21 protein-coding genes and 1 pseudogene are annotated in these 24,805 nt (G+C 36.2%); 3 read left to right on the forward strand and 19 right to left on the reverse strand.

All coding sequences use genetic code 11. From position 1 onward, the window contains the following. Positions 1-47 precede the first annotated feature (47 nt). Entirely contained in the window at positions 48-1,703 is a 1,656-nt protein-coding gene (locus OLM61_RS17715; RefSeq protein ID WP_264523928.1) for a M1 family metallopeptidase, read from the reverse strand. 179 nt (positions 1,704-1,882) lie between these two features. Here OLM61_RS17715 and OLM61_RS17720 point away from each other — a divergent pair, with 179 nt between their 5' ends. After that, the gene (locus tag OLM61_RS17720; protein ID WP_264523929.1) at positions 1,883-2,581 is read left to right on the forward strand and encodes a carbohydrate-binding family 9-like protein; all 699 of its coding nucleotides are present in this window, start codon (positions 1,883-1,885) and stop codon (positions 2,579-2,581) included. Positions 2,582-2,830: 249 nt separating this feature from the next. Here the strand turns inward: OLM61_RS17720 and hisIE are convergent. The 11 genes and pseudogenes from hisIE to OLM61_RS17775 all read right to left on the reverse strand — a co-directional run. Then, a pseudogene (gene hisIE, locus OLM61_RS17725) lies at positions 2,831-3,436 on the reverse strand (bifunctional phosphoribosyl-AMP cyclohydrolase/phosphoribosyl-ATP diphosphatase HisIE); the annotation flags it as partial. 54 nt (positions 3,437-3,490) lie between these two features. After that, positions 3,491-4,246, reverse strand: a complete 756-nt coding sequence (hisF, locus tag OLM61_RS17730; RefSeq protein ID WP_264523930.1) for an imidazole glycerol phosphate synthase subunit HisF — start codon at positions 4,244-4,246, stop codon at positions 3,491-3,493. Positions 4,247-4,301: 55 nt separating this feature from the next. Next, on the reverse strand, positions 4,302-4,607 hold the full coding sequence (locus OLM61_RS17735; protein WP_264523931.1) for an NIPSNAP family protein: 306 nt from the start codon (positions 4,605-4,607) through the stop codon (positions 4,302-4,304). Between the two features lie 6 nt (positions 4,608-4,613). Beyond that, entirely contained in the window at positions 4,614-5,339 is a 726-nt protein-coding gene (hisA, locus tag OLM61_RS17740) for a 1-(5-phosphoribosyl)-5-[(5-phosphoribosylamino)methylideneamino]imidazole-4-carboxamide isomerase (RefSeq protein ID WP_264523932.1), read from the reverse strand. Positions 5,340-5,420: 81 nt separating this feature from the next. Then, positions 5,421-6,014, reverse strand: coding sequence for an imidazole glycerol phosphate synthase subunit HisH (gene hisH, locus OLM61_RS17745; RefSeq protein ID WP_264523933.1), 594 nt, complete (start codon positions 6,012-6,014; stop codon positions 5,421-5,423). Between the two features lie 87 nt (positions 6,015-6,101). After that, positions 6,102-7,238 carry a bifunctional histidinol-phosphatase/imidazoleglycerol-phosphate dehydratase HisB gene (gene hisB / locus OLM61_RS17750; RefSeq protein WP_264523934.1) on the reverse strand — a complete coding sequence of 379 codons (1,137 nt, stop codon included), beginning with the start codon at positions 7,236-7,238 and terminating at the stop codon, positions 6,102-6,104. 54 nt (positions 7,239-7,292) lie between these two features. Continuing rightward, positions 7,293-8,336, reverse strand: coding sequence for a histidinol-phosphate transaminase (gene hisC / locus OLM61_RS17755; protein WP_264523935.1), 1,044 nt, complete (start codon positions 8,334-8,336; stop codon positions 7,293-7,295). A 96-nt stretch (positions 8,337-8,432) separates the two neighbouring features. Further along, complete coding sequence (hisD, locus tag OLM61_RS17760; protein ID WP_264523936.1) at positions 8,433-9,755, reverse strand: histidinol dehydrogenase; 1,323 nt, start codon at positions 9,753-9,755, stop codon at positions 8,433-8,435. Positions 9,756-9,856: 101 nt separating this feature from the next. Next, positions 9,857-10,714, reverse strand: a complete 858-nt coding sequence (gene hisG, locus OLM61_RS17765; RefSeq protein ID WP_264523937.1) for an ATP phosphoribosyltransferase — start codon at positions 10,712-10,714, stop codon at positions 9,857-9,859. Between the two features lie 308 nt (positions 10,715-11,022). Beyond that, entirely contained in the window at positions 11,023-12,423 is a 1,401-nt protein-coding gene (locus tag OLM61_RS17770; protein ID WP_264523938.1) for a sensor histidine kinase, read from the reverse strand. Further along, complete coding sequence (locus OLM61_RS17775) at positions 12,424-13,089, reverse strand: response regulator transcription factor (protein ID WP_264523939.1); 666 nt, start codon at positions 13,087-13,089, stop codon at positions 12,424-12,426. It lies immediately after the preceding gene. 337 nt (positions 13,090-13,426) lie between these two features. On the opposite strand from OLM61_RS17775, the gene OLM61_RS17780 reads away from it, so the two are divergent. Continuing rightward, entirely contained in the window at positions 13,427-15,517 is a 2,091-nt protein-coding gene (locus OLM61_RS17780; RefSeq protein WP_264523940.1) for an LTA synthase family protein, read from the forward strand. Between the two features lie 129 nt (positions 15,518-15,646). Here OLM61_RS17780 and OLM61_RS17785 read toward each other — a convergent pair whose 3' ends face one another. Continuing rightward, complete coding sequence (locus tag OLM61_RS17785) at positions 15,647-16,645, reverse strand: zinc dependent phospholipase C family protein (protein ID WP_264523941.1); 999 nt, start codon at positions 16,643-16,645, stop codon at positions 15,647-15,649. A gap of 170 nt (positions 16,646-16,815) precedes the next feature. Between OLM61_RS17785 and OLM61_RS17790 the strand changes: the two genes are divergently transcribed. Continuing rightward, complete coding sequence (locus tag OLM61_RS17790; RefSeq protein WP_264523942.1) at positions 16,816-17,769, forward strand: hypothetical protein; 954 nt, start codon at positions 16,816-16,818, stop codon at positions 17,767-17,769. 9 nt (positions 17,770-17,778) lie between these two features. Here OLM61_RS17790 and OLM61_RS17795 read toward each other — a convergent pair whose 3' ends face one another. From OLM61_RS17795 to OLM61_RS17820, 6 genes are all read right to left on the reverse strand, one after another. Next, complete coding sequence (locus OLM61_RS17795; RefSeq protein ID WP_264523943.1) at positions 17,779-18,744, reverse strand: YeiH family protein; 966 nt, start codon at positions 18,742-18,744, stop codon at positions 17,779-17,781. 74 nt (positions 18,745-18,818) lie between these two features. Beyond that, entirely contained in the window at positions 18,819-19,715 is an 897-nt protein-coding gene (locus OLM61_RS17800) for a LysR family transcriptional regulator (protein ID WP_264523944.1), read from the reverse strand. Between the two features lie 86 nt (positions 19,716-19,801). Further along, a complete protein-coding gene (locus OLM61_RS17805) occupies positions 19,802-21,829 on the reverse strand; it encodes a hypothetical protein (protein ID WP_264523945.1) in 2,028 nt (675 codons plus the stop codon). 86 nt (positions 21,830-21,915) lie between these two features. After that, a complete protein-coding gene (gene fabG / locus OLM61_RS17810; protein WP_264523946.1) occupies positions 21,916-22,662 on the reverse strand; it encodes a 3-oxoacyl-[acyl-carrier-protein] reductase in 747 nt (248 codons plus the stop codon). 324 nt (positions 22,663-22,986) lie between these two features. Continuing rightward, positions 22,987-23,142, reverse strand: a complete 156-nt coding sequence (locus OLM61_RS17815; protein WP_264523947.1) for a hypothetical protein — start codon at positions 23,140-23,142, stop codon at positions 22,987-22,989. A gap of 263 nt (positions 23,143-23,405) precedes the next feature. After that, on the reverse strand, positions 23,406-24,782 hold the full coding sequence (locus OLM61_RS17820) for a DUF4302 domain-containing protein (protein ID WP_264523948.1): 1,377 nt from the start codon (positions 24,780-24,782) through the stop codon (positions 23,406-23,408). Positions 24,783-24,805: the final 23 nt, after the last annotated feature.

Here is a 24,805-nt window from a genome sequence, read left to right on the forward strand (position 1 = left end):
TTTCATAGATTGGAATTTGGGATTTTTGTATTGAATTTTATCGATTTTTATTCGACAATATTAGAGGTTGTTACATAGAAATTCTTATCCACTTCAACCTTTCTGTTTTCATTAATTGTTTTCTCTGACTGCCATTCTGTGGTAGGTTTAAGCCAAATTTCCTCACCGTTTAAGGTTACTTTTACCGGCATATCAAACTTCGCTACACAATTGGTCCAATGGTATCCAAAAGTTCCGTTTTTAAACATATATTCAAAAACCGGAATTTGAGTTGTTGTCAAATATTGAGCATATACTCTATTAAAGTTAATTCCCGATTGTGTATTGATATAATCTTCAATCTGCTTGCTTGTTACCGTTTGATGGTAGAAAGTTTTATTTAATCCTCTCAAAATCGATTTCCATTTCGCATCATCGTTTATAACCTGACGCATCATGTGCAGCATATTTGCTCCTTTTGGATACATATCGCCTGACCCTTCGTTGTTTACGTCGTAATTACCAATGATAGGTTTGTCGTTGCTAATCCCTCTTCTGCAGCCGATTACATATTCTGCTGCGGCATCTTTTCCATAATAATACTCCAAAAATAAACTCTCAGAATAGTTGGTAAAGCTCTCGTGAATCCACATATCAGCAATATCCTTGTAGGTAATATTGTTGGCAAACCACTCATGACCAGATTCGTGAATAATGATAAAATCAAACTTTAATCCCCAGCCTGTTCCGCTTAAATCACGGCCCAAATAGCCATTTTTATATTGATTCCCGTATGTTACAGAACTTTGATGCTCCATTCCTAAATACGGAACTTCCACCAGCTTGTAACTGTCTTCGTAAAAAGGATACGGTCCGAACCAATTTTCAAACGCTTTTAGCATTTTAGGTACGTCTTTAAACTGTTCTTTTGCCAAAGCCAGATTGTCTCTTAAAACATAGTAATTACAATCTAAATCTCCTTTTTCACCTTTGTATACCTCTGAGAAATTAACATAATCCCCAATATTGATATTTACCCCATAATTGTTGATTGGGTTTGAAACGTACCAATTGAATGTTTTTGTACCGTCTTTTTCCTTTTTAACGCTTTTTAATCTTCCGTTGGAAACTTCCGTAAGATCTCCCGGAACATTAACGCTGATCAACATGTTTTCGACTTCATCATACATATGATCCTTGTTTGGCCACCACACACTAGCACCCAATCCCTGGCAGGAAGAAGCAATAAAATCTTTTCCGTTTTTATCTTTTTTCCAGCTGATTCCGCCATCCCACGGTGCCTTAACCGCTTCTCTCGGTTTTCCTCCAAAAGAAATTACAATTTCCTTAGTATCGCCAACTTTCTGTTTTTCAATTAAAGTGATAAAAAAAGCATTTCCATCTCTTTTAAATTTCAATTCCTTTCCGTTTTGCGTTACTTTCGAAATCTGCATCGGCTCCTGCAAATCAATCTGCATGGTATTGTATTCCGTTAAAACGGTATAACGAACTGTGTTTGAACCTGCAATAGTTCGTTCCTTAGGGTCAACTTTTACATCCAGGTGATAGTATTTTAAATCCCACCAGGCTCTTTCTTTTGTGATGCTTCCGCGTAAAGTGTCCTGATGTGTAAAAACAGTTTCTGACTTATTTAAAAGTCCTTGAGCGTTGGCCGTAAAACCAAATAAAAAGGCGATAAAAACGCCACCGAAGTATTTTTTCATACGTAGTAGATATTTTCTTTTGTCGAAATAAAGAAGGCTTATAAAGCCGCTTATACTTTAACAAATGTAAACATTCGAATCAAGTTTTGACTGATTTTATATGGGTGATTGCGAAAATTTAATGTTAAAATTTGCTTATTCTTCTGTATTTTAGCGAATCAAATTCAGATCTGCTATTTATGAGAATCCTTAAAATCACCGTTCTACTCTGTTTGATGTGCTCGATCACAACTTATTCGCAAAATATTCTCATCCCGAAAACAACTCAAAAATTAACTATTGATGGTAATTTATCCGACTGGAAAACTCCTTTTATAGGCCCCTTTGTCATTCACGATTCTGGAAAAAAAGCAACTCAGAATACGTATGTTTCTTTTTCATGGAATGAGGAAAACCTGTATGTGGCCTATCGTGTAGCAGATTCTAAAATCGTTGGTAAAGCACAACAAAAAGATAGCGAGATTTTTAGCACAGATGATTTGGTTGAAATTTTTATAGATCCTGATGGCGATGGCCAGAATTACCTCGAAATAGGAGTCAATGCCTATTCTTCGTATTACGATTTACTGCTAAAATGCATCTCTCCGCTTTGTGGTGGCTGGAATACTAGTATGGCTTTTGATGTTTTGGGAATAGAAGCAAAAAGCCAAATAACTGCCGAAGGTTTCAACACCGAAATTAAAATCCCATTCTCCAGTCTGAATACCATCAAAAATGGCAACTTTTTAGCTCCAAAAGAAGGTACAAAATGGAAAGGAAATGCTTTTAGAATTGATTACGGTACCACAACTGAATTCCTTGCCTTACAGCCTTATAAAAGTCTCAGGTTTGGATTCCATCAACCCGAAGAGTTTGCAGTTTTTGAGTTTGTAGAATAGAGGGATTTTCGATTCCATCCATTTTAATTCCGTTAGGAATGAAATAATTATAGTAAATTTTAATGCATTTTGAGAAAGCTCCATCGGAGCGTTATATCTGATGATCTATAGGTAATATACATGTCGCCCCGCTGGGGCTCTCGTGAGAGGGATAGTTTTTTTTAGAAATATTTCGCCCCGTTGGGACTTTTGTTTCAAGTTTCAAGTTGTGTGCGGTAACCTGAAACTTGAAACCTGAAACTAAACTTTTTACTTCTGACGTTTTTTTAAAACATCAACAACATCTTTTAGTTCAAAACCTTTTGCTTGTAGTAGAATTAAATAATGAAACAACAAATCAGCACTTTCACTTAAAAACAGATCATCGTTGTCATCTTTGGCTTCAATAACCACTTCTACTGCCTCCTCGCCTACCTTTTGGGCAATTTTATTGATGCCTTTTTCGAACAAAGAGGCTACATAACTTTTTTCAGAATCAGCATTTTCACGTCGCGTTTTAATGGTGTTTTCTAATTGAGAAATAAAGCCAAAATTGTCTTTATTTTCTTCCTGCCAGCAGGTATCAGCACCTGTATGACAGGTTGGTCCCACAGGTTTTGCCTGAATTAGAAGGGTGTCCCCGTCACAGTCGTTTTTAATACTCACGAGTTCTAAAAAGTTACCACTCTCCTCACCTTTCGTCCAAAGTCTTTGCTTGGATCGGCTAAAAAAAGTTACTTTTTGAGTTTCTACTGTTTTCTGAAGCGATTCTTCGTTCATATACCCCAGCATCAGAACATTTTTGGTCTCTGAATCCTGAATGATTGCCGGAATTAATCCGTGTGCGCTTTTTATATCTACGTTCATAGTTATTTTAGATTTTAGATTGCAGAGTTCAGATTGTAGAACTCTTTACTCTTACGTTTATTTTTAAATTCTGACTTCAACACCATTAGTCCTAAGCTCTTCCTTCAAAGTTTTGATCTCAATCTCTTTAAAGTGAAAAACACTTGCCGCCAGTGCTGCATCAGCTTTTCCAATTTTAAAGGAATCCACAAAATGCTGAATATTACCTGCACCACCCGAAGCAATAATCGGAATATTGATAAGTTCGGAAAGCCTCGCTAAAGCTTCATTGGCAAAACCATTTTTTGTACCGTCATTGTCCATCGAAGTGAATAGTATTTCGCCTGCCCCGCGTTCCGCTACTTCAATTGCCCAATCGAATAAGTTCAGTTCGGTTGGTACTTTTCCGCCGACCAGATGAACAATCCATTGTCCGTTAATTTGTTTGGCATCGATAGCAACTACAACGCACTGACTCCCGAACTTCTGAGCCAAATCATTAATAAGCTGCGGATTCTTGACTGCCGACGAGTTGATTGAAACTTTATCTGCTCCATTGTTCAGTAATATTTCAACATCTTCGACACTCGAAATCCCGCCTCCCACGGTAAAGGGAATGTTGATTTTCTCCGCAACACTGCGTACCATATTAACCAATGTCTTACGGCGTTCTTCGGTAGCCGAAATATCGAGAAAAACCAGTTCATCTGCTCCTTCCGCTGAATAAATTTCTGCCAGTTCCACAGGATCACCCGCATCGCGTAGATCAACGAAATTCACTCCTTTTACCGTTCTTCCGTTTTTTATATCCAAACAGGGTATGATTCTTTTTGCTAACATTTTATTAATGTGTTAATTGGGTAATTAGGCAATTAGATAATTAGTCAATTTTATACTATTCGAATACAGGGCGAAGAAAAGTTCTCTCGTAACTTAGTATACAACGGGAATCTTCCGCAATTTTAAAAGTTTCAATACATTCCTGATCTTCCAAAATTAATCTTCTATAGTTTTCATATTCAGCTAAACTCGGGAAAGAAAACATTGCGAACGCAATATTATTAGCTCCTTCAGAAGGCATGAAGTAACCATGATGCTGACCGCCAAATCGGTTTACGAGTTTAATCCATCTTTTTCCATAATCTTCGAAAACAGCCAGTTGGAAAGGATCTATTATGTATTTTAAATGACAAGTAATCATATGTTTTTATTTTCTAATTATATAATTTTCTAATTGTTTTAAGCTAATTCTTCCTTCGTAAATTGCCTTTCCGATAATAGTTCCTTCGCAGCCCAATTCAGCCAGTTTAGGCAATTCGTCGAACGTTGAAATACCTCCGGAGGCAATTAGTTTTACACCATTGGCTTCACTTAGTATTTTTTCATACAAATCAAAACTTGGACCTTCCAGCATCCCGTCTTTTGCAATATCCGTGCAAATAACGTACTGAATTCCTTTGGTTTGATATTGCTGAATAAACGGAATCAAATCTTCATCAGAATCTTCTAACCAGCCCGAAACGGCTATTTTCTCTTCTTTGGCGTCTGCGCCCAGGATGATCTTCTCAGAACCATATTCCGAGATCCATTTTTCAAAAATGGTCCTGTTTTTCACGGCTATACTTCCACCTGTAATCTGACTCGCACCGCTTTCAAAAGCAATTCTTAAATCATCGTCTGATTTTAAGCCGCCTCCGAAATCAATTTGCAGACTGGTTTGTGTCGCGATTTGCTCCAGAATTTTATAGTTTACAATTTTACTTGATTTTGCACCGTCTAAATCAACTAAATGCAAATATTCGATTCCATGTGCTTCGAAGGATTTGGCTACTTCCAGTGGATTCTCGTTGTAAATTATTTTGGTATTATAATCGCCCTTCGACAAGCGAACACATTTTCCGTCGATGATATCTATGGCTGGTATTATTCTCATTTGATTTTTGATTGTAAATTAACAATTTTAGATTTGTGATTTTTTAAAATTGATATTGTCGTCCTAATTGGAATTTGGAATTTATTCTTTGTGATTTAACTTAAGAAAGTTTTCTAATATTTTCTCCCCAACAGCTCCACTTTTCTCAGGATGAAACTGTGTTCCGTAAAAATTATCCTTTTGCAAAGCCGATGCGTATTCTGCTTCATAATTGGTTGTTGCAATAGCCTGCAAACAATCAGGAGCATAAAAACTATGAACCAGATACATGAATTCGTTTTCAGGAATCCCTTTAAACAAGTCCGATTTTAAGTTGTAAATCTGATTCCAGCCCATTTGAGGAACTTTTACTTTTGATGTAAATTTAAGGACATCGACATCAAAAATCCCTAAGCCTTTGGTGTTTCCCTCTTCTGTTGATTTGCACATTAATTGCATGCCCAGACAAATGCCTAAAACGGGTTGTTTTAATTTCGGAATCAAGCGATCCAAACCGCTTTCCTTTAGTTTTTGCATTGCTGAGCTTGCTTCTCCCACTCCCGGGAAGATTACCCTGTCGGCCTTTTGAATTTCATCTGGATTATTGCTCAAAATGGCTTTATAACCAAGTCTTTCAATGGCAAACATGATGCTCTGAATATTTCCTGCTCCGTAGTTTATGATTACTATTTTCATTTGTTTTTGTTTGTTTTGTTTCAGGCTTCAGGTTTCAAGTTCTGTAGCGTAACTTGAAACTTTAAACTTGAAACAATTTTAACCTTGTTAAAGCATTCCTTTCGTTGAAGGCAAAATCATTTTTTCAGTGTCTCTTTTTACCGCTACTTTTATGGCTTTTGCGAAAGCTTTAAAGATCGCTTCGATTTTGTGGTGCTCATTGGTGCCTTCTGCTTTGATGTTGATGTTTGCTTTTGCTCCATCTGAGAAGGATTTAAAGAAGTGGAAAAACATTTCTGTTGGCATTTTGCCGACCATTTCACGTTTAAATTCTGTTTCCCAAACCAACCAATTTCTTCCGCCAAAATCTATTGCTACCTGTGCCAGGCAATCATCCATAGGCAAACAGAAGCCATAGCGTTCGATTCCGAGTTTATTCCCTAAGGCTTTTGCAAAAACTTCTCCCAACGCAATTGCCGTGTCTTCAATGGTGTGGTGTTCATCTACTTCCAGATCCCCTTTTACCAGAATTTCTAAATCCATTTGTCCATGACGCGAAATTTGGTCTAACATATGATCAAAAAAAGCAATTCCGGTTTCGATTTTACTTTTCCCTGTTCCGTCCAGATTTAAGTTAATAAAAATGTCGGTTTCATTGGTTTTACGCGTAATCGAAGCTGAACGGGCTTCCAGTTTTAGAAACTCGTAAATCGTTTTCCAGCTCATGGTTTGAAGAATGATGGTTTTATCTAACTCCTCACGTTTCAATGAGATTTCATTGCTTCCGATGCCGTCATTGTCATTGATAAAAATTGCTTTTGCTCCCAGGTTTTTGGCCAGTTCAACATCCGTCAAACGATCTCCTAAAACAAAAGAATTGGTCAGATCATACTCCGGATTATCAATATATTTGGTCAACATTCCGGTTCTTGGCTTTCTCGTGGGAGCATTATCTTCCGGAAATGACCTGTCAATAAAAATTTCATCAAACAAAACTCCTTCATTTTCAAAGGCTTTTAGAATAAAATTTTGTGTTGGCCAGAATGTATCTTCAGGAAAACTATCCGTTCCTAATCCATCCTGATTGGTAACCATTGCCAGTTCATAGTCTAATTCATTGGCAATTTTAGCCAGATACTGAAACGCTTTCGGATAAAATTCTACTTTTTCTAAAGCATCTAACTGGTAATTTTCAGGTTCTAAAACAATCGTTCCGTCGCGATCGATAAAAAGTACTTTTTTCATATTTTATATTTTTTAGACCCGACAGGTTTCAAAAACCTGTCGGGTCTGCTGACTTTATAATAATTTCAATTCTTTAATTAAAACAGCATTCTCTTCCGGAATACCAATAGTCAGACGCAGACAATTTTCGCATAGTGGCTGGCTGGTTCTGTTTCGAATTACGATTCCTTTCTCAATAAGCTGATTGTATCTTTTATTGGCGTTATCTACTTTTACCAAAACAAAATTAGCTTCGGTAGGATATACTTTCTCAACAAAACTAACCTGAAGTAAAACTTTAAGTAATTCTTCTCTTTGTTCAATAATTGAAGCTATTTCTTCTTTTATTTTAGCGGAATCATTCAAACGACTTACAGCTCTTTGCTGTGTTAGTTCGTTTACATTATAAGGAGGTTTTATTTTGTTCAAAACTGAAATTACAGCTTCAGAACCATAACAAATTCCGAGACGGATTCCGGCTAATCCATACGCCTTTGAAAGGGTTTGTGTGATGATTAAGTTTGGATATTCGTCAATCTCTGTCAGCCAGCTTTCTTTTTGGGAGAAGTCAATATAAGCTTCATCAATCACCACCAGACCTTTAAAGTTTTGCAATAATTTTACGACACTCTCGTCTGAAAAAGAATTCCCGGTAGGATTGTTTGGCGAACATAAAAAGATAATTTTTGTTTGCTCATCGACGGCATCTAAAATCTGATCTACTTGAGGCTGAAAATCGGCTGAAAGCAACACTTCTCTGTTCTCAACAGCATTGATATTGGCCAGTACGCTGTACATTCCGTATGTGGGTGGCAACGAAATAATATTGTCGATTTTGGGCTCACAGAAGGCTCTGAAAAGTAAATCCAGGACTTCATCGCTCCCGTTTCCTAGTAAAATCTGACTCGTTTTTACTTTATTATTCTTTGCCAATATGGCTTTAACGGAGTTCTGTTGTGGATCCGGATACCGATTCACTCCATTTTGAAACGGATTTTCATTCGCATCGAGAAAAATCATTTCGGCAGTATCAAAATCTTCAAACTCATCACGTGCCGATGAATAAGGCTTCAAAGATTTTACGTTTTCTCTTGTTATTGTGTTGATATCGAATTTCATTTCTTTCTTTTTTTTCTAGAGAATAGAGTCAAGAGCCAAGAGAATAGACTTTTTGTCTGATCTGTATGTTGTACTCTTGCTTCTATGTTCTTTGCTCTACTGTCTTTCTTCTATTCTCTTGGTTCTATCCCCTCTTCCCTCCAAACTCTTTAATCGCAGCGTCACTGCATTCTTATGCGCTTGCAACCCTTCGGCTTCGGCCATAATTTCGATCGCATTGCCAATGTTTTGAATTCCTTTTTCAGAAATTTTCTGAAAGGTCATTGCTTTCATGAAACTATCCAGATTTACTCCGCTGTAATTTTTAGCGTAGCCATTTGTCGGCAAGGTGTGATTCGTTCCGGAAGCGTAATCTCCGGCACTTTCAGGAGTATAATTCCCAATAAAAACAGAACCTGCATTTACAATTCCATTGCAATAAAAATCATCGTATTGGGAACAGATTATAAAGTGTTCCGGCCCATATTCATTGATTAAATCCAAAGCAATTTGATCGTTTTCGACATAGATTAGTTTTGAGTTTTCGATGGCTTTTACGGCAATCGCTTTTCTCGGAAGCTCTTCAATCTGAATTTGTATTTCTTTTTCAACGGCTTCAATTAGTTTTTTTGAAGTGGAAACTAAAATTACCTGACTGTCCGTTCCGTGTTCTGCCTGTGACAATAAATCTGAAGCTACAAAGGCTGGAACCGCGGTATCATCAGCTACTACAAGCAATTCTGAAGGTCCTGCAGGCATATCGATTGCTACTCCAAATTGAGTAGCGAGTTGTTTTGCCACGGTTACAAATTGATTTCCAGGTCCGAAGATTTTATACACTTTAGGAATTGATTTTGTTCCGAATGTCATTCCGGCGATGGCCTGGATTCCGCCTACTTTTAATATTTTGGTTACGCCGCATAAATTAGCCGCATATAAAATAGCCGGATTTATCTTTCCAGATTTGTCTGGTGGAGAGCATAATACAATTTCTTTGCAGCCTGCAATTTCAGCCGGAACGGCCAACATCAGCACAGTTGAGAATAAAGGTGCTGTTCCGCCCGGTATGTATAAGCCAATTTTCTGAATCGGTCTTTTTTCCTGCCAACAATTCACGCCTTCCGTGGTTTCAATTAGAATTTTTTCTGTTTTTTGAGCGCTGTGAAATTTATAAATGTTCTCTTTTGCTAACTGAACAGCTGATTTTAATTCACTTGAAACAGAGTCAATAGCTTCCTGAATTTCTTCCGGTGAAACTTCGTAATTCTCTAGAGCGATTCCGTCAAAAATTGAAGTATATTTTGATACGGCTTCGTCTCCTTTTTTCTGTACTTCTTTAAAGATTTCTTTCACTGTGACTTCGATATCATCGATCGTTTTAGTGGGTCTCTTTAGTATTTCGGACCAGGTATCTGGTTTTGGATTGTTTATTTTATTCATTTTTTTTATGCTTTATGCTTTAAGCTGTAGGCTATAAGCAAGTTTATTGTATGTGTTTTTAGCTTAAAGCGTATTGCCTAAAGCCTAAAGCGAGCAAAGCTCTAAAGAACCATTTTTTCGATTGGGCAAACTAAAATTCCTTCGGCTCCGGCATCTTTTAATTTGTCAATGACATCCCAAAAAGTATCTTTGTCAATTACTGAGTGAACACTGCTCCATCCTTCCTGAGCCAACGGCAGTACGGTAAGGCTTCGCAAAACAGGCAGGATTTTTCCAATTTCATCGATCTTGTCATTTGGAACGTTCATCAGTATGTATTTTGAATTACGCGCTCTTAAAACGGACTGAATTCTAAATTTTAAGGTGTCGATGTGTTTTTGGATTTCCGGAGATACTTTTGGAGAAACAGCCAAAACGGCTTCACTTTTCAGAATTACCTCTACCTCTTTTAGATTATTTTTGAACAAAGTACTTCCGCTCGAAACGATATCTACAATGGCATCGGCCAACCCAATATTTGGGGCAATTTCGACAGAACCTGAAATTTGGTGAATATCGACTGTAAGGCCAAAAGAATTAAAATATTCGTTTACGGTATTGGGATACGAGGTGGCAACGCGTAGGCCTGCCAAATCTTGTATCGAATTGTATTCAAAGGCTTTAGGGACGGCTACAGAGACCTTGCATTTAGAGAATCCGAGTTTTTGAATCACTTCGATGTGTTTGGCTTTTTCAACAAGCAGGTTGTCACCAACGATGGCTAAATCTACGACTCCGTCAATGAGATATTGCGGAATGTCTGAATTTCGAAGGTATAAAACTTCTAGAGGAAAATTGGAAGCCTCGGCTTTCAACTGATCGTTTCCGTTGTTGATTGAAATACCACAATCTTTAAGGATTTGAATACTGTCTTCGTTTAATCGACCCGATTTTTGAATTGCAATTTTTAATGTACTCATTTTTTAGTTTTTTATAAATTAATAGTCTGAGTACAAAGAAGTGGTATAAAAAAACCCGTTTGATGTACTCAAACGGGTTTTAAAATATGATGATTTACACACATACCATTAACACATCGCCTGAGAGCAATAATGAAAATGATGATGATGTAATTGAATAGAAATCATGACTTGTTTTGTTTTTTAATTCTTTGATTCGGTTGCAAATATAATAGTTATTTTCATAAAAAAGCATTTTTTAATTTAACTTAACGATAGTTTATTGTTAAATAAATGTCCAAGCCTTGGTTTTATTGGATTTTTAGAATTTACGGCAGCGTATTTTTATTTTGATTGAAATACAAAATAACCGTTGTTCCCACCCCTATTTCGCTTTCAATTTTAAACTTAATATGAAGTAATTCTGTTATTCTTCGTACAATTGAAAGTCCTAATCCTGTTCCTTTGATTTCCGGATGTTCTGTAGAATTTGATCTGAAAAACGGACTAAAAATAGCATCTAAATCCTGTTTTGCTATGCCGATTCCATTATCCGAAATGGAGCAGACTACTTTTTCATTCTGTTCCGAAAGTAAAACGGTCACTTCGCCTCCGCTATGTGAATATTTGATTGCATTCGAGATAATGTTTCTAAGTATGGTAATCACTAAAAAATTATCCGATTCGATATAATAATCCTGTGAAACATCAAATTTGACTTTGATTTTTTGGCTGTTAATCTTCTCCGAATTTAATCTGAAAACATCTAAAATGACTGAATTTAGGTATACTGATTCTGTGTTGATGTTTTTTTTCTGGTTTTCAAAACGTGCCATTAACAAAAGCTGGTCGACAAGCATATTTAGATGGTCAACTTCTTTGATGCAATAGTTTATTTTATCTTCATATTCCTTGTTATCACGAGGTTTACGAATTAAAACTTCAAGTGTTCCTTTAATAACAGTAAGAGGTGTTCTGAGTTCATGAGAAGCATCAGAGGTAAACTCTTTCTCACGCTCAATTGCATCTTCAATTCGGTTTAAAAGGTTGTTTATCGTTTTTGAAAGCGTGTACAATTCGTCCTTTGTTTTGGGCAGCGCAATACGTGTTTTCAGATTGTCTTTGGTGATGACCTTTGAGGTATTAATTATGGCATTAATGGGTTTGATACTCCTTCCGGCAAAGAATCGGGCAATGAAAAACAGCAATATTAAAATCCCTAGAAAAGAAAGACACATGATGTCGAACAGGTTGTTGAGCACCATTTTGGAATCAGCCAATGACATGGCTACAATGACATATCCTATTTTCTTGCCTTTGAGGTGAAGGGGAACCTGAGTTTGTCTAATGGCATGGTCTCCCATTTTGGCGTCAAACAGTTCAAAATCTTCAACGGAATCATTAAACTTGAGCGTTTGCGTTTTTAGATTCGGTGCTTTTTCAATGATTTTTTTGTTCAGATCCAAAAACTCAACAAATACGGGGTTTACATCTACCGTATTATGCTCTCTTTCGTTCCATTCTTCTTCGTCTATTAGTATAACTTTGCCGTTGACCTCTTTGATTTCTTCGAGATGATTCTGAATTTCAACTTTAATTTTTTCATCAATATGGCTGTAAACGGTGTGTTTTACAATAGAATAGATAACAGAAAAAACGGCTACGATTAATAGACCGGTGGTAATAATATAGTTTAATGCAATTCTGTTTTTAAAAGAAAGCTGTGTCATTTATAGATCGTTAGCGATATAGCCGATACCGCGAATTGTTTTAATATAATCTTCTTCAATTTTTAAATTGAGTTTCTTTCTGATGGCGTTCATAAAAACATCAATTACGCCTGTGTCGTATTCGAAATTAATTTCCCAAACATCCTTTAGAATTTGATTTCGCGTGCAGACTTTTCCTTTGTTCTGAATTAAATATTTTAAGAGCTCAAATTCTCTTTGGGTCAATGCAATTTCTTCATTGTTTTTAAGGACAATATGTTTCAATAAATCGATTTTGATTGTTCCCAGCGCAAGGTTTTCCGGGCCTTTCTGATTTCTAAAGTGAACTTTAATGCGTTCTACCAGTTCTTCAAAGCTAAATGGTTTTTTGATGTAGTCATTGGCTCCGGCCTTTAAGCCTTCAATCGTTTCCTGAACGGTATCTTTCGCCGTTAGAAAAATGATTGGCGTTTTCTGATCCTTAACTCTAATGGCTTTACATAAATCCAATCCGTTAATTTTAGGCAGCATCCAATCTAATAAAATTAAATCAAACTGCTGGCTGTGTATCAACTCAAAGCCTTTAGAACCATCATTGGCGGTCGTAATTTGATATCCCTCTTCCTGTAGGCCCTGTTGCAAAAACTGAACAATACCTAACTCATCTTCAACTATTAGAATGTGCATTTTACTGATGAAATTTAGATTAAACGGTGATTTTCTAACCTCAAAGATAAAACTTTTGAAGTCAGAAAAGCTTTAAAACCATGAGAATAGGCGAAAAAAGTCACACTTAAGGAAACCTTAAGTTAACACTAAGCAAGGCAAAAGCATAACTTCATCCCGAATTAATTTAATGGAATTAATTTTGCCATAAAAGAAACAGTATTTTCATAATATGTGTTAAAACAGCTTAAATATTGCGTAAAGACAAGAAAAATTATACTATTTTCGCCAATTTTATAATCTTATTAAATGTTTTGGTATTTAAAATTTATAGTTATTTAAATTAAAAAAAGAATTAATGACCCTTTCAAAAAAGTTTTCCCCATTCTACAACCTTGGTCTGTTTTATTTTATTGTTAGCTTTCTGTTAAGAATTATCTTGTTTTTTCATCCCATAACACAAAGTTCATTTACCATTTTGCAGAGTTTAAAAATCTTCGTCTTAGGACTTGTATCTGATTTTTTTGTCTTTATTCCCGCCTGTATTTTTTTATGGCTGTATTTGATTTTTATATCCAATTCTAAATACAATAAACCTTCCGGTTATATCATTTTAGGCATTTTTGCTTTACTTTTTATTTATGTGGCTTCCGGAAAAAGTATTTTTGACGAATACGGTGGCGCATTGCCGCTAATTGCCCTGATTTTTATCGGAATCAAGATGGCCCTTTTTGCAGTTTTACTATTTCTTCCCAAACTAAGAGCTAAAATTAGATACTGGTTGTTTGCATTTGTGATTTTCTTATATGTTTTACTAATTCTGCAAAACGGATTAAGCGAGTATTTCTTTTGGAACGAGTTTGGTGTAAAGTACAATTTCATTGCGGTAAATTATTTAATTTATACCAATGAGGTTATAGGTAACATTATGGAGTCCTACCCTGTTATTCCGATATTTTCTGCATTGTTTTTGGTGACCGGAACCGTTACTTACTTTCTTCTGAAGAGATCCAGAAACTATATCGATGCTATTCCAACATTAAGTGAAAAAGTAAAAATTACGGCTATTTACCTTGGTTTATTGGCTGTTTCTTTAATTGCGATTCCAACGTTGGCAAAAACAGAAAATTCAAAGAACGTGTTTGTTAATGAATTGCAGGCAAACGGATTATATAAATTTTACCTCGCGTTTGAGAACAGCAAACTGGATTATTTTAAATTCTACAAAACACTTCCGAATGAAGAGGCTTTTGCACTTTTGAAACAACAGTTTCCAACTATTAAAGGGCAAACAACACAAAGAACTATAACCGGTGATTCCACAGAAATTCATAAGAATGTGGTACTGATTACCATTGAAAGTTATAGTGCTGATTTCATGAAGATGTATGGAAATGAGCAGAACATTACTCCTTTTCTGGACAGCTTGGCTCAAAAGAGTCTTCTTTTTACCAATTTGTACGCTACAGGAAACAGAACGGTTCGCGGATTGGAAGCCGTAACCCTGTGCTTGCCTCCTACTGCCGGGGAAAGTGTGGTCAAAAGAGAAGACAACAAAAATAAATTTTCGACCGGAGCTATTTTTAAGAAAAAGGGCTACAATGTGAAGTATTTGTATGGGGGAGATGCTTTCTTTGATAATATGCAGGATTTCTATTCCGGAAATGGTTATGAGATTGTAGACAAATCGAGTTTTTCTCCGGAAGAGATTGCCTTTTCAAACGTTTGGGGTGTTTGTGATGAAGACATGTACAACAAAGCCATAAAGGTGATGAATGCGGAAGAAAAGCAAAACAAACCATTCTTTAATCACATCATGACGGTAAGTAACCACAGGCCTTTTACGTATCCGAATAATAAAATTGATATTCCGGGTGATGCTAAATCCCGTGAGGGCGGTGTAAAATATACCGATTATGCCATGAAGAAGTTTTTTGAAATGGCCAGCAAACAATCCTGGTTTAAAAATACGATTTTTGTGATTGTTGCCGATCACTGCGCGTCAAGTGCCGGAAAAACACAGCTTCCGTTAGACAAGTACAGGATTCCGGGATTTATTTATGATCCGAGTGCAAAACCTCAAAAATACAATCAGTTGATGTCGCAGATCGATGTGATGCCTACTCTTTTTGGATTATTAAACTTTAGTTATGAAAGTAAGTTTTTTGGTCAGGATGTTTTAACACCGGATTACAAACCAAGAGCTTTTATAGCAACTTATCAGGATATGGGACTGATTAAAGACAATGTTTTAACGATACTGTCGCCTAAGCAACAAGTAAAACAATTTGATCTGCAAATCAATACAAAACCAGGCATTGCTCCGGAATTTCAGATTGATTACAATGAAATACCTATGAAAACAGAAAGAACTGACCTGGTAAAGGAGACTATTTCTTTTTATCAGACGGCTTCAGATATGTTGAAAAATAAGAAGTATCAGCGTTAGTCTTCAGTCTCGGTCTCAGTTTTCAGTTACAAAGTAAGACCTAAAAATAAAACTCTAAATAGGAAACTAAAAAAGCCTCAAATTCTATGGAATCTGAGGCTTTTTTAGTTTTGAAAAGGACTGAATTATTTAGTCATTTTGATTTTTCATTCCAAATAAGTCACCTTGTTGAAACAATTTTAAATCGTCTCTTAAAGGCTGGTAGTTTCTTTGTGTAACTGCCGGTGCATCTAACTCGCTTAAATCAGGTTTTCCTGCATTTACCCATGCCGTGTACCAAAAACTTGCTGTTGCTGTAATGGCTTTTCTCATTTGACTTTCAACCATTCCGTTTAACTCTTTGTGCAGTTTCTTAGCGTAATCATCAGAGAAAACAGAAGTGTTGTATTTGCTTTTTAGTACTTTTCCTTCTGCATCCATTTTAAATACCTGATTCTCCGGTGTTGCAGTTCTAAGTTTTTTATCTACATCCAATAACGGCTGAACTAAACTATGTGTATCGTTAATCATGTCCCAGGTTGCTTTATGAACATCTTCATAATATTGTGCCTGCGGAACATTTAACTTGTAGTTTTTAGCAAATAACTCCGGAAGTCTGCTTTCCCAAAGAGAGTGAATCCCTTTTTGATCCGTCAACTGTCCGTCATGATTGGAAGAGGTATGCAACGGCATGTGTGCGTCACCGATATAATGACCTAAATCAGCTGCAAGAAACAAGATTTCTGCTCTGTTTTTGTCTTTAAAAGCTTTGGTTAATTTTACCATCATATCTTCGATATACCAAGGCAAGATTCCGTTTTCGTTTAAAAATTTAGCATCGTATTTTTTCTTTGCTGCCTCTAAAGTTTGTGGAATGCTGTCTACTCTGCCAAAACTCTCCATGTCAAAATAATGTCTTGGATTTTCGTCTTTGTAATTCAGGGCATATTTTCGGATATCTGGTACAGAAGCTTCTTGAGTAATAAAATCAATGTGGTTGTAAAAGAAAATTAAAAGCGGCTGTGGCAAAGCCATAACTGCAGCTTTATTAATACGTTCGTGACCAACAATCCCCCAGGATAGTGTCAAAAAACCAATTGCTATTGCAAACAATGCAATTAGTCTTGGTTTCATTCTTAAGTTTTTCATTTTTATTTTTGTTAGAGGTGCAAATTTATTTTATTTATGTACATTTCAAAGGGAATAGCAGTAAAGATTATGAAATTAAGTTTGTTTTATTTTTTTGATGCTGAAATCATAGAAGTTACAATTAAAAGTTTCTTTGTAAATTCGTTCCGTTTTACCCTAATTTCTAAAATATGCGCCTGATCCGACTTAGCCTTCTTTTCTTTTTCTTTGTTTCCGTTTGTTCCGCTCAGGAAGATATAGTAGAATTAAAGAATGTTTCCGATACTATTCTTAACTCCAAAAGAACGTTGCAGGTATCTGATCCGTTGGAGGCCGTTAAAACCATGCAAAAGCTGTTTCCGGGAAAAGTATACAATCTTTCGGATCACAATACTTTTATAAGCTGGAAATGCAAAACCTGCAAACCAGCTCCCTACAATGATGTTAATGGTCTCGAAGGCGATCAATTGTTTCCCTACGAGGATGGTGTTGCGACACGTGTTCTGGGGAACCTTGATTATACCGATTCTAAAGGAAATCAGTTTAAATTATTGCTTTTCAATCACTCTTTTTATGACGCGGACGGATTGCAGACCGGAAGATTTTCGGGAGGACTCGCCGGAGTCGCCAAGTTTGCAAAAAATGGTACAGTCTGGCAAATGAGATCGTTTCAGCCTGCCATTGAAGCCTTTGGTTCTTTTGCTCAGGCGCCCTCGCCTAAATTAGTACAAATTGGAGAAGATCAGTATGCCTTTACCTTCACCCATGTCAATGGTGGTGCCGGAGGTCCGTTTGAAGGAATTCTTTATCTGGTTGCCGGATTTGATGGTAAATACCAGCCTATCCTGGAGGTTTACAACTACAAACTTACCAATGTTGCCAGTGTGGAATGGTCGGGTTCCTATGCGGTCGTAAACGATACAACGAAGAAACACTTTAGAGATATTATTGTCAAAACAACTGGTTCTTTTAATAAAGCTGAAAAAGCCAATGATGAATTTGAAGTGAATTTACCCGAAGAAATAGCGGCTATGGCCAAAACAAAAAAACAGTTTGATTTTGTAATTGAGAGACGTTTTTCATTTAAAGGCAACCGCTATAAGATGATTGATAAGCCAACTGTTAAATTTTCTAAGGTAAAATAGCCATTTTCTTTAACCTAAGTACAAAATTGAGGCAAGACCCAGGACAGCGATAAATATCCAAAGTAGAATTCCCTGTAACAGAGGCATCACTCCTACTGATTTTAAAGTGTTCACATTCAAAGTAGCACCGATCAGGAATAAAGTTATCGTTAAACCCACTTTAGCGATAGCCACAATATGTGGTGCAACGATAGCCGTTTGTGGCACATAGGTATTGAAAAGCATTGCCAGAATAAATAAACCGATAAAGTACGGAATCTTAATTTTAGAATTTTTGTTCTTGAAAAGCACCGCTGTTAAAAGTGATATTGGAATGATCCATAGTGCTCTGGCAAGTTTTACGGTAGTAGCAATCTGTAAAGCTTCAGCACCGTATTTATTGGCCGCTCCTACTACAGAACTAGTGTCGTGAATGGCAATAGCGCACCACAATCCAAAATCTTTTTGTGACAAATCAAGTTGGTGACCAATATAAGGGAACACAAACAAGGCTATCGAATTGAGTATAAAGATAACGCCCAAAGCAATTGAAGTCTGGTTTTCGTTTGATTTAATTACCGGTGAAATGGCTGCAATGGCACTTCCCCCGCAAATTGCAGTTCCACAAGAGATTAGGTGTGATGTTTTCTTTTCGGTTTTGAACCATTTCCCTAAAAAAGTCCCAAGAATTAAGGTGCTGAAAATAGAAAAGATAGTAAGTACAAAACCTTCTTTTCCGGCAGATAACGCTGCCGTGGCATTCATTCCAAAACCTAAACCTACAACCGAGAATTGAAGTAAAAAAGTTATGGCTAGAGCATTGAATTTTACAAAAGGATTTCCAAAAACATTAACAAGCACTACCCCCAGTAATAAAGCTATTGGAGGTGAAATGATCGATAATACACACAATACAATTATAAAAGCAAATAGTGCCTGTTGCAGGTGTTGATTGATTTCAAATAAATGAGCCGAGGTATGTTGTGTTGTTTTCAAAATAAGTAATTTGATATTTCTTGTACAAAGGTCAGTCGTTTATATCATAATTACCAATCGTAAAACACGATAGGCTATAACTCTAAGTTATAGTAAGAGGAGATGTTTTGAATAAAAAGCTCTGATAGTGCGTTTGGTTTTCCAAGTAAAGTAATGATGTAGAAGTAACGTTCTACTGTTAAACCAGCTACATCCAGAACCATTAATTCGTTATTTTTAAGCTCTTTATCTACGGCGTGTATGGACATAAAAGCCAGACAGTCTGAATTTAATAAGTAGGATTTAATGCTTTCGGTGCTACCCAATTGCATTTCGATTTGTAAATCACTTATTTTTACATCGAGCTGCTTTAAAGCATATTCTATAACTTCAAGTGTTCCTGATCCTCGTTCCCTGGTGATGAATTTCATCGATTTCAGATCTTCCAATGAAATTTCATTTTGTCTGATCAAAGGATTCTTGGTGTTGCACACTAAAACGAGTTCGTCTTTTAAAAACGGAGTATATTTAATAGACTGGTTTTTAGATTGTCCCTCAACAATTCCAATTTCTATTTCTTTATTGATCAGCGCATTCTCAATTTGCTCTGTATTTCCATTCAGCAAATTGACTTTGATGTCTTTCTGTTTTTGATGAAAACGCGCCAAAACAGGAGAAATAATGTACTGAGAAATCGTTGTACTCGCTCCTAGCCTCAGTAAACCCTGGCGCTCGCTGATAAAAGAGCTCATTTCAAAGTCTATTTCGCGATAGATTTCAAAAATGCTTTTGGTGTGTTTCAGCAGGATTTCGCCGGCCGGAGTTAAAGCAATTTTGGAGCCGTTACGTTCAAAAAGTTTGGTTTTATAGGTTTCTTCGAGTTCCTGAATGTGTTTGGAAACTGCTGGCTGGGAAATATACAATTCTGTTGCCGCTTTAGTAAAGTTAAGGCGGATCGCTACAGTGTAGAATACTTTTAGCCTGAAATCCATTGTATTAGTTAGTTTTGTTTCATGTTTAAAGTTTCAAGTTACGTAAAAAAAATGTTTTTTTCTGCGTTGCGAAACTTTTCGACTATTTAAAGTAATCCATTGTATTTACGGATGAACCATTCTGCGGTTAATACTAAAGCAATTAAAATCAATAGCCAAACCCAATCAATCAAAGGCGTTTTGGTGGAAACATTCTTTTCAATTGATTTGTATTCTTTATTCTCTAAAAGCTGTTGAATTAAGTCGTCTGCCTGGTTTTCAAAGAAGGCTTTTCCATTGGTTTGAAGTGCCAATTGTTTTAATTTCTGAACATCCGGATTTACAAATTGTTTTTCGATATCAAAATCTAAAATTTCAAAATGTCCTGAATAAGCCGTGTTTGTATTGAGTTCTTTTACGGTAAAGTTATACTTCCCAGTTGATAATCCGTCCAGATTGACCGAGAAGGAATTGTTTCCTTTTAGTAAATCATAGTTTTTTGCTTGTTTCGTTTCGGCATTTGTTACGGTAATCGTTAGTCTTGCCTTTTCGTCAAACTCATAGTTTTTATTAAAGTACTGAGCGTTGATGACAATGGCTTCGCCAGAATTGTAAAAGCTTTCGTGCGTAACAACCAACGATTTTTTGGTGGTTGTGGAAGCCAGGTACTGAATGATTTTATCGATAAAGACATCGTATTTTTCAAACGATTGGTTGTCGATATGGCTTTGTAATCGCCACTTCCAGCTGTTTTCTCCTAAAAGAAAAGCGGTTCTTTTTCCATGATCTTCAGTAAAAGCCAGTAAGGGGGCATTTGTAGAAACGTTTCTAATTTTTGAAGAAAGCAAAACAGATACATTTCCGCTGGTTGTAATTGTTCCGAATAAATTTTGCAGCGGTGGATAGTTTTCAAAACCAATATTGTCTACCGCAAATAGATTAAATTGTGATTGAAATTCGCAGAGATAATCTTCTCTTTGTCCGCTCATTTTAAACAGCAGATTTTTTTGCTGTTGGTTCAGATAGTTGAAATCGGTGTTGTTACCGGTTATGATAAAGGTATTTGTTGCTGCCAGTTTGTTGTTGTCGAATATTGCTTTAAAGGCAGTTGTCGGCTGGTACAAAACTAAAACAGATACTTCCTGTAACTGATTGACATCATTCGGTTTAACTAGAATCACTTTACGTTGTGCATTCACTTCAATAGCGCGTTTCAGAGCTGCAATATCAGGATGATTTATAGCCGAAACGATTGCAATGGTCGATTTTTGATCGATGATTTCAACGGCAAAATTTTTGATGTTATTGTAGCTGTTCTTCTCTTTGGTATTGGAAGTAACCGCTGCTTTAAAAACCTGAAGTCCTACTTTATCGGCCGGTAAAAGCAAGTTTAAGGTTGCTGTTTTCTTAGCAGGAGAGAAAGAAACTTTCTCTTTTGCAATAACTTTACCGCCCTGCGAAATGGTGAAATCGGCATTTGTGGTTTTATCCCCTGCGTACTGAAGAAATACTTCGACCGGGAATTTGTTTTTGTGAAATGCGTATTTGTTTACGTTGAGCTGATTGATTTTCAGGTCTAAAAAAGTAGTTGTATCTCCCACAACCAAAGGATAAACTTTATTGACAGGATCAAAACGATATACATAATCGTTTCCTGTAGTCTGATTTCCATCTGTAATAATTACGGTTGGAAAGATCAGGTTTTTGTTGATGCTTTTTAAATTTTTAGCAACTTCATCAAGATTGGTTTGTTTTCCTTTAAAGTCAAATTTCTCTGAAGGCTTAAAATCGGCATCAAACTGATAGGACTGAATTTCAAACTTTTCGCGTAACGCAGGATTTGAAATTAATTTCTGATGCAGTTCGACCGCTTTTTGATCTGATTTCAAAGCGGTAATTGAACTTGAATTGTCAACAGCAATTGCAAGCGGTGTTTTGGTAATCTCAAGCGAGTTTTTGGTCATGATTGGGTTTATCAATAAAACCAGCAGTCCAAAAATGGCTAAAAAACGTAAAAAAGCCAAAAACCAAATCACATTGGATTTGCTTTTGGCTTTAAAAAAATATTGAAAATACGACAAACCAACTGCGATTACTAAAGAAAGTAATATTAATAGAATCGTGCTTGTAGTCATATTTAGTTTGGTTTATGGTTTGTAGTTTTTTGTTTATAGTTTATGGCTGCAGAACAATAAACAACAAACCATCAACAATCAACTTATTAGGTAAGCATTCCTCCGCAAACATTAAGTACTTGTCCTGTAACGTAAGAACTTAGGTCTGAAGCTAAGAAAAGACAAGCATTAGCAACATCTTCTGCACTTCCACCTCTTTTTAATGGAATACCTTCTCTCCATCCTTTTACTACATCTTCATTTAATTTTGCAGTCATCTCCGTTTCAATAAAACCAGGAGCAATTGCATTACAACGAATATTACGTGATCCTAACTCTAATGCTACAGATTTAGTAAAACCAATTGCACCTGCTTTTGAAGCTGCATAATTCGTTTGTCCTGCATTTCCTGAAACTCCTACTACTGAACTAATATTGATAATAGAACCTGAACGTTGTTTCAAAAAGGTTTTTTGAATTGCTTTTGTCATATTAAATACAGATTTCAGGTTTACATCGATAACCTGATCAAAATCTGCTTCAGACATACGCATTAACAGGTTGTCTTTTGTAATTCCGGCATTGTTAATTAAGATATCTACTGTTCCGAAATCAGCCAAAACAGCATCCACAAAAGTTTGCGCTTCATTAAAATCGGCCGCATTAGACTGGTATCCTTTTGCTTTAATTCCTAAACCGTTCAATTCAGCCTCTAAAGCTTCTGCAGAAGCTACAGATGAACTGTATGTAAAAGCAACATTTGCGCCATGTTTAGCAAAAACTTCAGCAATTCCTCTTCCAATTCCACGACTAGCGCCCGTAATAATGGCAACTTTTCCTTCTAGTAATTTCATAATCAAAAATAATGTTAATATTTATTTGTAGCTAAGCTGTTCTTTAGGTCTCTTTTTTTGTGAAAAATGACGTAAAAAACAGGGCTATGAATGACTTGTCAAATATATGATAATTCCCTTTTTAAAAAAATTACTCTTGGTATAATTTATGATTTAAGCGGATTGTTTAGAAATAATCATAAAAAAACCGTTTCAAAATTATGAAACGGTTTTCCGTATTTATAGCTATTTAAAGTAAGATTTAAAGAGCATTACAACATCATTTTATTAAGAAATAGACCTACTCACAAACCACGCCGTCTATTGTTGCTCTGCAGATTGGTTCTACCGGTTGTTCAGGGGAAGCATGATACAAGGTCCGTTATAAGGAAAAGGTGTCCAGGGAATAGTACATCTCGTTCCACCGCTACCGTTTACTCCTTTTAGTTCTTCTTTACTTAGTACTTCCACTCTTGAGAAGTTTAAAATGGTTTTTAACATAATAAAATTGGTTATTTAATAGGTTTTGTTGTCTCAATCGTTTTTTGTCCGTTGAGTTTCAGACATAAAATCAGTATTAAATTACGTATATTTTTTTTGCTTAAAAAAGCAGCCCAAATTTGAGCTGCTTCCTTCAAAATAAAAAAAAACTAATAAAAAAACTTATATGGGCAACTTTGTTCACTTGCTCTAAATCGTAAACTCTTTTGTTGTAATTTATAGTCCCCAAAAGCTTTTTCTATTCAAAATAATATTATTAATGTTTACTGGAATGCCCAGGTTGTGAATCTAAATGGTCCTGATGCCGATGTAAACGTAAATACAGGATTTGTGGCTCCCACAGTAAAACTTTCTCTTTTAAAGTATAATCCTCCCGGGTTCATGATCTGATCGTCGAGATCCTTTAAATAAGCCGGTGCAGGAATATCAACTGCTGCTGCAAAAGTACTGCCTGAAGTCCACTTAGTTGTTGGCGTTAAGTATATAATTTTCTTTGTTTGATCTGCCGATAAGGTAAAGAAGTGATATACTCTTGTTATGACTCCTGTAGCGCTTGTAAATCGGTATTCCACATAACTTCCGTTAGGAGTGTTAAACCAAGGTTGTACTCTGCTTAATGTTGTACCGGCTGGTCTGGAAGCCTCAACAGCTCTGAATAATGCAAGAAATGAAGCTGAATTTGTGGATGCAAGCGTTAATATCGACCTGTCATGACCGTATACTAAATTTGAGTTTGCTGGTAGCAATATCTTGTAATCATCAGTCAATGCTAAAGGTTGGTTACCGTATTTAATGGTTGCAGTAACGCCACCAGTTCCGGTTGCGGTAAAACTGCCATCTGTATCATTATAAGTAAAGGCTGATAATTTCTGACCAGCTACGGTTACTGCAGGACTTACTACAATACCTGTAGGCGTATACCCTACTCCCATACTAATAACTGATTCAGAACCATCAACAGCTCTTGAAACTGCATATCGGGTAGCTGTTGTAAATGAAAAATCATATCTGGTAACTTTTGCACCATCATTAACCTCCAATGATCTGAATAATGGTCTGGTTGAAGCTCCTATAACATTTTTTTCTGTTGCAAGATTTTTAGGTAAGTCAGTCCAGTCCTGAGCAGTTGCTTTTACAAAACGTACTTCTCTTACCAATCTGTTGCTTCTAAAAACAAGATCTCCGTTTTCCTGCCCGTAATACAAAAACTGAAAATCTCCTAAATATCCTTTTCCTCTCAAAGCGGGAATTGGAAAGCTGTTTGAATCCGATAAAAGGTGAATTCTGTTGTACGTATTAAACAATAAACTCATGGTGCTCCCCAAAACAACAGAATATTCACTGGTATAAACTTTAGTATCGCTATTAAAATCGGATGCCATTTCTACTTTATTGTTTGGAAGAAACTTAATCAAATGGGTATATCCGCCCAATTGAGTATCGTCTGTAAAATACACTGCTTTCCATCCAAATTCTGACGAAAGTAATGCGGTGTTTAATTCACTTTTCTGCTCATTCAAACGTTCTGCCGGTGTTTTATCAAACTTTGGTTCCGCATCGGTATCGTTTGCGCAGGCACTGAATAACTGTATGGTCAGGAATCCAATTATCAGATACTGTACTATATTTTTTAATTTCATAATTTGCGATTTAAATGAATGGC

It is taken from the genome of Flavobacterium sp. N502536 (assembly GCF_025947345.1).
Lineage (GTDB): Bacteria > Bacteroidota > Bacteroidia > Flavobacteriales > Flavobacteriaceae > Flavobacterium.